Here is a 13,467-nt window from a genome sequence, read left to right as displayed (position 1 = left end):
AAGTGAAGAAGGAGAACATCATGTCAAAACAACTCATTGAAACAGAAGAACAGTTTGATCAACTAACGAATCAAGATGGGACCTTTGTCTTTTTTAAGCACAGTTTGACATGTCCGATCAGCCAAGCGGCTTTTCAAGAGTTTGAAGCATTTGCGTCTGCACATGAAGACGTACCTGCGTATTTCTTACAAATTCAAAACACGAGAGAGCTTTCATCCTATGTGACGGAAAAGTCTGGAGTAAAGCATGAAAGTCCGCAGGCACTCATCTTTAGCGGTGGAAAAGTAAAATGGCATGCTTCTCACTCAAGCATTACAAAAGAAGCGCTTGAACATAATCTGTAAAAGAAAGAAACGTCAGCAGCGGCTGACGTTTTTTTTATAAAAAAGGTTTACTTGAACAAAAAGTATGCTATAATCTTACATACGATACTTTACCGCTTAAAAGCGTTTGGGTAATAAAGAAAATTTTCGTGACAATTCCGAAATCTTTGTTTATAATAAACCCTATCATGCTAGAATGAAAAAATAAAAAGCGAGAGCAGGCAGAGGAAAGGATGACAAAAATGAGCAACAATGAATTAGAAAAATTGAGGCAGCAAGCAGATGAACTAAATCTTCAAATCTTAAAACTGATCAATGAAAGAGGAAACATTGTAAAAGAAATTGGAAAAGCGAAAGAAGCGCAAGGTGTCAACCGTTATGATCCTGTCAGAGAGCGCACAATGCTGAACCAAATTCTTGAAGAAAATGATGGGCCATTTGAAAATTCAACGATTCAACATATTTTCAAAGAGATTTTCAAAGCAGGTCTAGAGCTTCAAGAAGATGACCACAGCAAAGCACTTCTTGTTTCTCGTAAGAAAAAACCAGAAAACACAATCGTGAACATCAATGGGGAAGCGATCGGTGATGGAAAACAGCGTTTCATCGTTGGACCATGTGCCGTTGAAAGCTACGAGCAAGTCGCAGAAGTAGCGGCAGCAGCGAAACAGCAAGGATTAAAACTACTTCGCGGTGGCGCATTTAAACCTCGCACAAGTCCATATGACTTCCAAGGACTTGGTGTAGATGGTCTAAAGATTCTAAAGCGTGTAGCGGATGAATACGGTCTTGCTGTCATTAGTGAAATTGTTAATCCTGCTCATATTGAAGAAGCGATTGAGCATATCGATGTCATCCAAATTGGGGCACGTAACATGCAAAACTTCGAACTATTAAAAGAAGCCGGTTCCGTGAAGAAACCAGTTCTTTTAAAACGCGGTCTTGCAGCGACCATTTCTGAATTCATCAATGCAGCTGAATACATCATCGCCCAAGGAAATGATCAAATCATCCTTTGCGAGCGCGGTATCCGCACATACGAAACAGCGACAAGAAATACACTAGATATCTCGGCAGTGCCAATCTTGAAACAAGAGACACATTTACCAGTCTTCGTTGATGTGACGCATTCAACTGGACGTAGAGATCTTCTCCTTCCAACAGCAAAAGCAGCTCTTGCGATTGGAGCAGACGGTGTCATGGCAGAAGTACATCCAGATCCATCTGTTGCTCTATCTGATTCAGCGCAGCAAATGGACATTCCACAATTCGAAAAATGGTTAGATGCGTTAAGACCACTTGTCAACATTCACGCGTAATCATAGATAGAAATAGCCGCCGGATGACTGCCCGGCGGTTTTTTTATGGAAAAAATACCATGAGGTTTGGGAATGAAAGGAAGAAAGCACATTGCAAGCCCAAAAAGTGCTTGTTCACAATGTTTTCATTTTTAAAATTCGATAGAATCTGCTAAGATCATTGTCATAGCTGGCGTTCTCGATGATTTTTTATGAAATATGATTCAAATTACAGGTAACAAGCTGATTAAAGTTTGTTTAATTTAGTTATAAAAAGAAAGGGAACGTTTTCATATGACAAAAAAACGTGTATAATTTCATAAAAGAATGTCATTTTGATGTAGATTGAAAAATTATGTGTCTCTTTTCATCGTTTTAATGACAAATAGGATATTATTTTCCTCGTATCTGACATGTCTCTATCCAATTGGTGAATGCTATAGATATGAAGTGTATTTGAAGGAGTGATTTATGTGAATAATGTTACAATATATGATGTAGCAAGAGAAGCAAATGTAAGTATGGCAACGGTATCACGCGTAGTAAATGGTAATCCAAACGTAAAACCAACAACAAGAAAAAAGGTGCTTGAAGCGATTGATCGCCTTGGCTATCGTCCGAATGCAGTGGCACGAGGCCTTGCAAGTAAAAAAACAACGACAGTTGGGGTCATCATCCCTGATATTTCTAGTATCTTCTATTCAGAATTAGCACGCGGTATTGAAGATATCGCCACGATGTATAAATACAACATCATTTTAAGCAACTCAGATCAAAATACGGATAAAGAGCTTCATTTGTTAAATACGATGCTTGGCAAACAAGTAGACGGAATTGTCTTTATGGGCGGAAACATCACAGATGTGCATGTGGAAGAATTTAAGCGCTCTCCTGTACCGATTGTGCTTGCAGCATCTGTTGAAGAACAGGCTCAAACACCATCTGTTAACATCAACTATGAGCAGGCGATTTATGATTCCGTTCAGCTGTTAGTTGAAAAAGGACATAAACGAATTGCGTTTGTTTCTGGTCCAATGTCAGAGCCAATTAATTCCGTGAGAAAGCTTGCAGGTTATAAGCGTGCGCTTGAAGAAGCGGGTATCGCGTTTGACGATGCACTCGTCGCTGAAGGCGATTACTCTTATGATTCTGGAATTGAAGCACTTGCTCATCTGCTTGAGCAGTCTGACAAACCGACAGCTGTTATCGCAGCTACAGATGAAATGGCGCTAGGTGTCATTCACGGAGCACAAGACAGAGGAGTCTCCATTCCTGGAGATTTAGAAGTGATTGGCTTTGATAATACAAGACTTTCTCTCATGGTGCGTCCTCAGCTGACAACAGTCGTTCAGCCGACATATGATATTGGTGCTGTTGCCATGAGACTGCTCACAAAGCTGATGAACAAAGAACAAGTGGACGATCAAATTGTTGAGCTTCCGCACAGAATTGAAGAAAGACAATCAACAAAATAAAACAAAAAAAGCAGGCTTACCTTGTGAGGGAAAGCCTGCTTTTCTTATGCCTTTTTCTTTTCTCTTCTAACAGGCATGAGTGCTTTTTCTACTGTTTGAGCATTCTTTTCTGTGATTTCAGCTTTTCTTGGGATCGGTGGATATAAATCGTCAGGGTCTCTCCACGTAGGTGGAAGGGTAACAGGCGATTGCTTATTCCAGGCTTGAATCCAATCCCGAGGGAGTTCATCTGGCGGTATAATGCCTTTCATCTCAAGCCAAATACGGCTCCACGCTCTTGGGACGACGCGCCAAATATCATATCCCCCTCCGCCAACAGCGATCCATTTGCCATCACAATATTGATGCGCAAGCTCATGGGCAATTCTAGGAATTTCCTCATATATTTTCATGGTGGCAGATAAATGAGTTAACGGATCATAGTAGTGTGCATCGGCCCCGTTTTGCGTCAAAATCACATCTGGTTTAAAAAAAGCAGCAATCTCAGTCACTGCTGTTCGGTATGCTTCGAGGAACGATTCATCTTCCGTAAATGCATCTAGCGGAATATTATAGGCGTAGCCATAGCCTTTATCGTGGCCTCTTTCCTGTACTTGTCCGGTTCCAGGGAACAAGTAGCGTCCCGTTTCATGAATGGAGACTGTACATACCTCTGGGTCGTCATAGAAGCTGAACTGGACACCATCGCCGTGATGAGCATCCGTATCAATATATAAAATTCTAGCGCCATACGTCTTTTGAATATATTGAATCGCCACCGAGCTGTCATTATAAATACAAAAGCCAGATGCACGCCCTTTGAACCCGTGGTGAAGCCCGCCGCCAAGATTGAGTGCATGCTGGGAATGACCGAGCATCACTTGATCAACTGCTGTTAACGTTCCGCCAACAAGGAGAGATGCCGCCTCATGCATGCCTGCGAACATTGGTGTATCCTCTGTGCCAAGACCGTAGCGTTCCCCCTCTGCTGTAGACAGCTTTCCTTCACTTGCCCGCTGCACGGCCTGGATATAATCTGCTGTATGGACGAGCTTTAATTCCTCCAGAGTAGCCATACGCGGTGCGACAATTTCATCCTCTGTTAACGCCTTCATTTTTTGAAGAAGATCATAAGTTAAGTAGACACGAAGCTGATTGAAGGGATGATCTTGGTTAAATTGGTACGTTTGAAAAGATGGTGAAAAAACAAAGGTCGCTTCCTTCATTTGATCGTCTGCTCCATAGGCCAGAGCACCTTATAGCCTTTTGCGCGAATCAGCTTCATCACATGATCTGCATGAATGGTTTGAAGGCGGAATACGAGCACTTTAGAAGCCTCATTGGCATGAGGATACACAAGCACACTCAGCAATTGAATATGCTGCTCCTTTAAAATGGCTGTAATGTCTGCGAGGCCTTCAGTCATCTGCTCCACTTCAACCTCTAAGTGCGATCCAGGCTGATCTGCACCTGTCAGTCTTACAAACGTACGAAGCAGATCTGTTTTTGTGATAATGCCTACAAGTTTGCCACGTCTCACCACCGGAAGACAGCCAATTCCGTGCTCAAAAAAGACACTTGATATCTCCTCAACGAAATCAAGCGGGTGAGCAGTGATCGTCTCTAATACCATGATCTCTTCGACTGGCCGCTGAATAAAGAGCTTTCTTTTCTCTGTCTCAAAAATACTTGGACTGGCATTTTTAATATCCCGATCTGTCACCATCCCAATGACAGATCCTTGATCAGATACGATCGGAATATGCCGGATGTGGTGTGCACTCATTTTTTGAATGGCTTCTTCAATCGTATCGGTTTTTCGCAGCGTGATCACATCACGCTCCATAATTTGTTCAATCATCATTGTTTACCAATCCCCTTTGCCAAAAAAACGAATTGAACGTTAATACATAAAGCGCTGATGGAAGCGAAGACGATCGAAACGCTCGATCGAATCAGGACTCACATGTTTCCCAATTCTGGCCATTAAACAATTGGCTGGATGTGAGCTAATCTCTGGCTCGTCTGTTGCAAACCAGACAAGACCGCCTGCGTTCATCATTTTCTCCATCATTTTGCGGTACTCCCAAACGTTTTTCTTTGTCCCCTTTAAATCCCAATGCCAGTAATATTCAGTTGTAATGATGATGTAATTCTCCATTTGCTCATCCATCATGCTCACATCAAGCAAATGCTTGCCAAGTGAGCATCCTCTAAATGGAGGAGCGACCTCAATTGCGCCAAGCTCAATTAAATTGTCCATTTTGCCCTCTGACCAGCGCTCAAGTGGATCAGGATACAAATACGTGACATAGCCTACGACAAGCTCATTCACTCTTGCAATGATAATACGTCCTTCTGGAAGATCTGCTATTTCAACAAGTGCTTGTTTCTGTTCCTCAGGCGTGCGAAATGCCGTTAGTCCTTCATGAAACGTATAGTTCGCAAGCGCTGATGCAGGTACCGGTCCTTCAATCAGGATGGAACCTGTTTCTCGCTCAATGGTTTTTGAATAATAAGTTTTAGGATGCTCCACGTATCCACCGCCCCTAATTCTAGTGAGTCGTCTCTATTCTATCTTAAATCTTGCAATAATTAAAACGGTTTCATCAGAAGTTTTTTAAAAATTGAGAAAAAAAGTCATCTATACTATAATGGTCATTGTAAACGTATGCAAAGGGGGACTGTTTGATGAAATTGGAAACGCTACCATCAGTAAAAGGGGATTATCATTTAAATGATTATGAGCAGGCATACAAAGATTTTTCATGGGAGGAAGCTAGAAAAAACTTCTCCTGGTATGAAACAGGAAAAATAAATGCAGCCTATGAAGCGATTGACAGACATGCGGACTCGTTTCGTCAGAACAAGGTGGCGCTTCACTACAAAGATTCACAGCGGGATGAAAAGTATACGTTCAGGGATATGAAAATCAACACAAATAAAGCGGGAAATCTATTCAGAGAAAAGGCACATGTAGAAAAAGGGGATCGCGTGTTTATCTTTATGCCAAGATCACCTGAGCTCTATTTTCTTCTGCTTGGTGCAGTTAAAATTGGAGCGATCGTTGGCCCGTTATTTGAGGCATTTATGGAAGGTGCTGTCAAAGATCGTTTAGAGAATAGCGAGGCAAAGGTGATCGTGACAACACCTGATCTGCTCGAGCGAATTCCATTTGCAGAGCTTCCGAAGCTTGAATCTGTCGTCATTGTCGGCGGTGAAAACGAAGACGTCGATGGTGTGCGGACAATTCACTATGAAAAGGCGTTTGAGGAGGCAGCAAAGGAGCTTGAGATTGAATGGATGGATGAAAAAGACGGCTTCCTGCTTCATTACACATCAGGATCTACTGGTACGCCAAAAGGTGTGCTTCATGTCCATGGTGCAATGGTCCAGCAAGGCCAGACTGGTAAATGGGTGCTTGACTTGAAAGAGGATGACGTTTACTGGTGTACAGCTGATCCAGGCTGGGTTACAGGCACAGTGTACGGTATTTTTTCACCGTGGTTAAATGGGGCGACGAATGTGATTTTAGGCGGCCGGTTTAATCCTGATACGTGGTATGAAACCATTGAATCACTCGGTGTAACCGTTTGGTACAGTGCCCCGACCGCCTTTAGAATGCTCATGGGGGCAGGGGATGATCTCATTCAAAAATATGACCTCAGCTCGCTCCGTCATGTTTTAAGTGTGGGAGAGCCGCTTAATCCAGAAGTCATCCGCTGGGGAGATGCTGTTTTTGGCAAGCGAATTCACGACACTTGGTGGATGACAGAAACCGGTGCTCAGCTGATTTGTAATTATCCATGCATGGACATCAAGCCAGGCTCGATGGGAAAACCAATTCCAGGCGTAGAAGCGGCAATTGTCGATAATGCAGGAAATGAACTTCCGCCATACCGGATGGGCAACCTTGCGATTAAAAAAGGCTGGCCTTCTATGATGCATACGATCTGGAACAATCCTGAAAAATATGAATCTTACTTTATGCCGGGAGATTGGTATGTTTCAGGAGATTCAGCTTATATGGACGAAGACGGATACTTTTGGTTCCAGGGACGTGTCGATGATGTCATCATGACGTCAGGAGAGCGGGTCGGTCCATTTGAGGTGGAAAGTAAACTGGTCGAACATCCAGCTATTGCGGAGGCTGGTGTCATTGGAAAGCCAGATCCGGTCCGCGGTGAAATTATTAAAGCATTTATAGCGCTTAGAAGCGGATATGAGCCGACAGATGAGCTGAAAGAAGAGATTCGTACATTTGTGAAAAAAGGACTCGCAGCACATGCGGCACCGCGAGAAATTGAGTTCAAAGACAAACTGCCGAAAACGAGAAGCGGAAAAATTATGAGACGTGTGCTAAAGGCGTGGGAGCTGAATTTACCTGCTGGCGACCTTTCGACAATGGAAGATTAAATTTTTTCATCAGTTGACTTGATATCAAAAGTGTGTTAAAAATGACATTAGTTGAATATGAAAAGGTTTTGACTGAGATTCAGTAGAATGATCTTTCCCTGTTGAAGAGAGCTGACGGCTGGTGCGAGTCAGTACAAAGAGATATTCGAATTACCCTCACGAACCGCTTTTACGAAAAGGAGCATGCCCTGATTAGTGAAAGAACGGATCTGTCCGTTATCAGTGTAAGTGAAAAGACGAGATTTTTTGTCTTTTAAGCAGGGTGGTACCGCGATATATATCGTCCCTTCGTTCATTCGAAGGGGCGTTTTTTTGTTGAATTGTAAAAAAAGGAGATTTGAAAATGAGTCAATTGATGGAAGAGCTATCGTTCAGAGGATTAATTCAGCAGCAAACAGATGAAGAAGGTTTAACAAAATTATTAGCAGAAGAAAAAATCAAACTATACTCCGGCTTTGATCCGACAGCTGACAGCTTACACATTGGTCATCTATTGCCAATTTTAACATTACGCAGATTCCAAGAAGCAGGTCATCATCCGATTGCTCTTGTTGGCGGCGCAACTGGACTAATCGGCGACCCTAGCTTCAAAAAAGCAGAACGTTCACTCAACCCAGCAGAAATCGTCGAACAGTGGTCAGAAAAAATCAAAGGACAGCTGTCTCAATTTCTTGATTTTGAAGCAGAGGAGAATCCAGCCGTTATCGTGAATAACTACGACTGGATCAGCCAAATGAATGTCATCACGTTCCTTCGTGATGTTGGAAAGAACTTTGGTGTAAACTTCATGCTGGCAAAAGATATCGTGAGCTCACGTATCGAAACAGGAATTTCTTACACAGAATTCAGCTACGTTATCCTTCAGTCTTTAGACTTCTTAAATCTTTACAGAAATGAAAATTGTAAGCTTCAAATCGGCGGAAGTGACCAGTGGGGAAATATCACATCTGGACTTGAGCTGATCCGTAAGTCTGAAGCAGAAGGGGCAAAAGCATTTGGTCTGACGATGCCGCTTGTCACAAAAGCAGACGGCACAAAGTTTGGTAAAACAGAAGGCGGCGCCATCTGGTTAGATAAAGAAAAAACGTCTCCATACGAGTTCTACCAATTCTGGATCAACACAGATGACCGTGATGTCGTGAAATACTTAAAATACTTTACGTTCTTATCAAAAGAAGAGATCGCATCGTACGAAGAAAAAGTGCAAACAGCACCTGAAAAGCGTGAAGCGCAGCGCCGTCTAGCAGAGGAAGTGACAACACTTGTACATGGCCGTGAATCACTAGAACAGGCTGTTAACATCTCAAATGCGCTATTTAAAGGTGAGATCAAATCTCTTACAGCTGAAGAAGTGAAAGTAGGCTTTAAGGATGTTCCATCAATGGAGAAAAGCAGCACAGAAGAATTAACACTAGTCGATATCCTTGTGGAATCAAAGCTGTCTCCATCAAAGCGTCAAGCGCGTGAAGATATCACAAATGGTGCTGTCTCCATCAACGGAGAGAGACAAACAGATAAAGATTATGTTCTTTCCGCTGACGACCGAATTGAAAATCAATTTACTGTTTTAAGAAGAGGGAAAAAGAAATACTTCCTCGTGACGTATAAATAAAGTATGAAACAGTAAGCATCATGGAAAAGCACCTCAAATGTTCGTATACATTGAGGTGTTTTTCTTTTTTATGTAGAAGTAGCTCATTCGTCTGCTTCTTGTTCAAGGTGTGAATCTTTGTTTGTATAAGCATGTTCTACCTTACAAATTCGGGTTGTATAGGATTCATACCAATCTTTTTCCCCCTTTTTTTGAACACGCTGATGTGCTGTATGTGCTTTCCATTCTTTGATGGCTTCTAATGAATCCCAGTAAGAGACAGTGATTCCAACACCATGTTCATCTCGTACACTTTCTATTCCAAGAAATCCATCTAGATCTTTCGCTAATTCTTCCATTTTTTGAGCAGCCGCATCGTATTGTTTCTGTTCGACATTTGTTCGTTTTGATGTGAAAATCACGGCATAATAGGGTGGTGCAGGTGTTTGAGTAAATAGCATCTAGTAGAACCTCCTTAGTCTATTGATATTATATATGAAAGAAAGAAGGTCTCGTAGTCTTTTTGTTTGAATTTAAAAAAGTCCAAGGTGCTTTTTGATTATTTATATTTTTGTAAAATCATCTCATAAACATTACCTTGTTCACTTTTCTGACATATTTTTCTTGTATAAAATAGAGTCGTATAAGATGAATAAGGGGGAATGAAAGTGATGTTTGTTAAGAAAAGGAGTTTGCAAATTCTCATTGCGCTTGCATTGGTGATTGGTTCAATGGCTTTTATCCAGCCGAAAGAGGTGAAGGCGGCTGAGCATAATCCGGTTGTGATGGTACACGGCATTGGCGGTGCCTCTTATAACTTTTTTTCTATTAAAAGTTATTTGGCCACACAAGGCTGGGATCGAAACCAATTATATGCTATCGATTTCATAGACAAAACAGGAAATAACCGCAACAATGGTCCGCGTCTATCCAGATTCGTCAAAGATGTGTTAGACAAAACGGGTGCCAAAAAAGTAGATATTGTGGCTCATAGTATGGGCGGAGCGAACACATTATACTATATTAAGAATCTAGATGGCGGCGATAAAATTGAAAACGTTGTCACAATTGGTGGAGCAAACGGACTCGTTTCAAGCAGAGCATTACCAGGCACAGATCCAAATCAAAAAATTCTTTACACATCTGTCTACAGCTCAGCTGATCTCATTGTCGTCAACAGCCTCTCTCGTTTAATTGGCGCAAGAAACATTCTGATCCATGGCGTTGGCCATATCGGTCTATTAACCTCAAGCCAAGTGAAAGGGTATATTAAAGAAGGACTGAACGGCGGAGGACAGAATACGAATTAAAAAAACGAAAAGACAGCGGCATATGCTGTCTTTTTTGATGTCAACTGGCATATGGCAGCTAGAGATATTGAAAAGGGTGGCAAAACGATGATACAGAAACAGACCATCGTACATAGCCGAATAAAAACATGTACAAAACGTCCACCATTCCTTACACTACATGTAGTGAACGGGAATTTTTTCGGAGGTGGGCGTTTGTGAAAACGAATCAAAAGGCTTTCATCATTGTAGATGTACAAAAAGCGTTCGAGCATGAAAAGTGGGGAGAACGCAATAACCTAGAGGCAGAGGAAAATATCAGCCGGCTATTGACGTTTTGGCGAGAGAAAGGCTGGAAAGTGATTCATATTCAGCATACATCCGACAAACCGAACTCTGTATTTCATCCGGCAAATGAAGGGCACCTTTTCAAAGATATTGCTAACCCGCTAGAGGGAGAAACAGTAATACAAAAGAAAGTCAACAGCAGCTTTATTGGTACTAACTTAGAGGAACATCTAAGATCAAACCAGATTGACACGGTCGTAATTGCAGGACTCACAACACCTCACTGCGTATCAACGACCACAAGAATGAGCGGAAATCTTGGCTTTGATACGTACTTGATCTCAGATGCAACAGCCGCCTTTGGACTAACAGATCAAAACAGTACATATTTTGACCCAGAAACGATCCACCGGCTTTCACTTGCAACCCTGCATGATGAATTTGCGACTGTTATGACAACAGAGCAGCTTATCACAAAATGGACAAGTCAAGAATGAACGATTGAAAGCTCCTAGAAAGATATCTAGGAGCTTTTTTGCGTATTAAGCGATTGTTTTCGTTGTTTCATACGTGAGTAAACGAGATCAATCTCAATAAATAAAAAACTGAGAAAGAATGATAAAATCAATAGGCCGTCATCCTCTATCGATACATTCATTAAGTTTAAGTAAAGGACATACTTGATAGAGAGATGTGAAACGATCCAAGAACTCACCCATTCCAAAGTATAAATGAGCCATAAAGGAAGTTTAAGGAGATAAGCCAGTCCTTTGCCTATGAATAGAAGGAAAGGTGACCAAAAAACGATGATAATACTCACGAACAAAGAGAAAGAGATCAAAGAAAAAAACGAATCATACGTGATGGTTTCTCCAAAAAGAAAATTCACGCCTAAAACGGCGATGTATAGCAATACACATGGAACCGCGATCACAAAGCAGATAGAAAAAAAGAGCAGGAAGATAAACAGACATGCAGCAAATCTATTGGGCGGCTCATCGATAACCTGTTTTTTTCTTAAAAGAGAATAGGCGATCACTGATAAGATTAAAAGTAAGAATAGAATGATTATGATACTAAACATGGAACTCCTCCATCTAAGTACTATAGAAGACCATACGACTGATATGTCATTCATCATTATTGTACCAATAGAAAATAGGCAATTCAATGAATTATTTCCTATATTTGTATTTAAAAATCAAGACAGGTTTGATCGAAGTAAGAATGGAGCAGGCAGCCGGGGAAAATAAGTGTTGAAAATGGAAGATGACTTCAAATGATTTCATGTATAATTGAGAACATACAAAAAAACCCTAGAAATCCTTGAACAATCAAGGGATCTAGGGTTTGTTTGCTCTCTCTTAGAGAAGTAATGAAATTAACGAGAGTAGAACTCAACGATTAGTTGTTCGCTGATTTCAGGCGCTAATTCAGAACGCTCTGGAAGACGAGTGAAAGTTCCTTCAAGCTTTTCAGCATCGAAAGAAAGGTATTCAGGAACGAAGTTGTTTACTTCAACTGATTCTTTCACTACTGCAAGGTTTTGAGATTTCTCACGAAGAGCAATCGTTTGACCTGGTTTCACAGAGAAAGATGGGATGTCTACACGGCTTCCATCAACAAGGATGTGACCATGGTTTACTAGCTGACGCGCTTGGCGGCGAGTACGAGCAAGGCCAAGACGGTATACTAGGTTGTCAAGGCGAGTTTCAAGAAGGATCATGAAGTTTTCACCTTGTTTACCAGGAAGTTTAGCAGCTTTGTCATATAGTGTACGGAATTGACGTTCGTTGACACCGTACATGTGACGAAGCTTTTGCTTCTCTTGTAATTGTAAACCGTATTCAGATAGTTTTTTGCGTTGTCCTGGACCATGTGGGCCTGGAGCGTAAGGGCGTTTTTCAAGTTCCTTACCTGTTCCGCTTAATGAAATGCCTAAACGGCGGGAAATCTTCCAACTTGGACCTGTATAGCGAGCCATAATGTGACTCCTCCTTATTGTTTTTATTTGTGAAAAATAAAAACCGTCTGTTCTTCCTCTTTTTCGTCATTATGTTTTCATGCATCCTCGCTCCAGCAGCAGGGAGTTACAAGATGCACCTTCATAATATAGAAGGAACAAAATGATACAAAAAAGCCGAACAAAAAGGCTGCCATATTTCACACAAACTCTATTATATGACGCTGGGTAGGAGAAGTCAACCTATTTAGAGGCAAAGGTGACGTTCTCCATTATACAAAGAAACATAAAAAAGCAGACAATGTGCCTGCTTTTTCAAAATGATTACGCATCCGTAGAGACGGATAACGCCTGTTGGAGAATGTCTGTAAATTGAATAAGGTAGGTCTCATCTACTTCACTGAAGCGGTCTTTCACAGGGCTGTCAATATCGAGTACCCCAATGATCTGTCCATTGACCTTGAGTGGAATGACTATTTCAGATTGCGATGCGGCATCACAGGCAATATGTCCAGGGAATGCATGGACATCAGCGATACGCTGCACTTCACCTGTCGCAAAGGCTGTACCGCAAACGCCTTTTCCTGAAGGGATGCGCACACATGCAGGCAGTCCGTTAAATGGTCCAAGCACAAGCTCGCCGCCCTTTGCTAAATAAAACCCTGCCCAATTGACTTCAGGAAGTGAGTGATAGAGTAGCGCAGCTGCATTTGCCAAGTTGGCAATCAGATCAGGTTCACCATCTGTAATGGCTTCTACCTGTTTGACAAGCAATTGATAGTCTTTTGAAGGATCGCCAGACTGTTTTTCGACATGAAACATGAAAATCTCCTACTTTCTATCTT

13 protein-coding genes and 1 other annotated feature are annotated in these 13,467 nt (G+C 41.7%); of the genes, 7 read left to right on the top strand and 6 right to left on the bottom strand.

Translation table 11 applies throughout. From position 1 onward, the window contains the following. The first annotated feature begins 20 nt into the window (after positions 1-20). The 3 genes from ytxJ (at position 21) to ccpA (ending at position 3,096) form a co-directional block, all read left to right on the top strand. The gene (gene ytxJ / locus NSS76_RS13885; RefSeq protein WP_024426177.1) at positions 21-344 is read left to right on the top strand and encodes a bacillithiol system redox-active protein YtxJ; all 324 of its coding nucleotides are present in this window, start codon (positions 21-23) and stop codon (positions 342-344) included. Between the two features lie 221 nt (positions 345-565). Continuing rightward, positions 566-1,642: a bifunctional 3-deoxy-7-phosphoheptulonate synthase/chorismate mutase gene (locus NSS76_RS13880; RefSeq protein ID WP_034279528.1), complete on the top strand. Its 1,077-nt coding sequence runs from the start codon at positions 566-568 to the stop codon at positions 1,640-1,642. Positions 1,643-2,094: 452 nt separating this feature from the next. Next, positions 2,095-3,096, top strand: coding sequence for a catabolite control protein A (ccpA, locus tag NSS76_RS13875; RefSeq protein ID WP_248351531.1), 1,002 nt, complete (start codon positions 2,095-2,097; stop codon positions 3,094-3,096). 44 nt (positions 3,097-3,140) lie between these two features. Here the strand turns inward: ccpA and NSS76_RS13870 are convergent, their stop codons facing one another. From NSS76_RS13870 to NSS76_RS13860, 3 genes are read right to left on the bottom strand one after another with little or no spacing between them, the layout of a single operon-like run. Continuing rightward, complete coding sequence (locus tag NSS76_RS13870; RefSeq protein ID WP_144516126.1) at positions 3,141-4,301, bottom strand: acetoin utilization protein AcuC; 1,161 nt, start codon at positions 4,299-4,301, stop codon at positions 3,141-3,143. Then, entirely contained in the window at positions 4,298-4,939 is a 642-nt protein-coding gene (locus tag NSS76_RS13865) for a CBS and ACT domain-containing protein (RefSeq protein ID WP_039180676.1), read from the bottom strand. The genes NSS76_RS13870 and NSS76_RS13865 overlap by 4 nt, the downstream gene beginning before the upstream one ends. A gap of 39 nt (positions 4,940-4,978) precedes the next feature. Continuing rightward, complete coding sequence (locus NSS76_RS13860) at positions 4,979-5,611, bottom strand: GNAT family N-acetyltransferase (protein ID WP_039180674.1); 633 nt, start codon at positions 5,609-5,611, stop codon at positions 4,979-4,981. Between the two features lie 155 nt (positions 5,612-5,766). Between NSS76_RS13860 and acsA the strand changes: the two genes are divergently transcribed. Together acsA and tyrS are read left to right on the top strand one after the other, a co-directional pair. Then, positions 5,767-7,491, top strand: a complete 1,725-nt coding sequence (acsA, locus tag NSS76_RS13855; RefSeq protein ID WP_024426174.1) for an acetate--CoA ligase — start codon at positions 5,767-5,769, stop codon at positions 7,489-7,491. Positions 7,492-7,550: 59 nt separating this feature from the next. Beyond that, positions 7,551-7,782 (top strand) — a binding site (T-box leader). 52 nt (positions 7,783-7,834) lie between these two features. Beyond that, entirely contained in the window at positions 7,835-9,103 is a 1,269-nt protein-coding gene (gene tyrS, locus NSS76_RS13850) for a tyrosine--tRNA ligase (protein WP_224426958.1), read from the top strand. An 83-nt stretch (positions 9,104-9,186) separates the two neighbouring features. Here tyrS and NSS76_RS13845 read toward each other — a convergent pair whose 3' ends face one another. After that, positions 9,187-9,543: an antibiotic biosynthesis monooxygenase family protein gene (locus tag NSS76_RS13845; protein WP_341082396.1), complete on the bottom strand. Its 357-nt coding sequence runs from the start codon at positions 9,541-9,543 to the stop codon at positions 9,187-9,189. A gap of 207 nt (positions 9,544-9,750) precedes the next feature. Between NSS76_RS13845 and NSS76_RS13840 the strand changes: the two genes are divergently transcribed. Then, positions 9,751-10,392: an esterase/lipase family protein gene (locus NSS76_RS13840; RefSeq protein WP_248351535.1), complete on the top strand. Its 642-nt coding sequence runs from the start codon at positions 9,751-9,753 to the stop codon at positions 10,390-10,392. A 197-nt stretch (positions 10,393-10,589) separates the two neighbouring features. After that, positions 10,590-11,156 carry a cysteine hydrolase family protein gene (locus tag NSS76_RS13835; RefSeq protein WP_151862612.1) on the top strand — a complete coding sequence of 189 codons (567 nt, stop codon included), beginning with the start codon at positions 10,590-10,592 and terminating at the stop codon, positions 11,154-11,156. An 884-nt stretch (positions 11,157-12,040) separates the two neighbouring features. Here the strand turns inward: NSS76_RS13835 and rpsD are convergent. Further along, complete coding sequence (rpsD, locus tag NSS76_RS13830) at positions 12,041-12,643, bottom strand: 30S ribosomal protein S4 (RefSeq protein ID WP_024424838.1); 603 nt, start codon at positions 12,641-12,643, stop codon at positions 12,041-12,043. Positions 12,644-12,946: 303 nt separating this feature from the next. Next, positions 12,947-13,444 (bottom strand): GAF domain-containing protein, encoded by a 498-nt coding sequence (locus NSS76_RS13825; protein WP_024424837.1) that lies wholly within the window; start codon positions 13,442-13,444, stop codon positions 12,947-12,949. Positions 13,445-13,467 lie beyond the last annotated feature (23 nt).

The organism is Bacillus sp. FSL R5-0654 (assembly GCF_038008745.1).
GTDB lineage: Bacteria > Bacillota > Bacilli > Bacillales > Bacillaceae > Bacillus > Bacillus safensis.
This window is presented reverse-complemented; position numbering and strand designations above follow the sequence as displayed.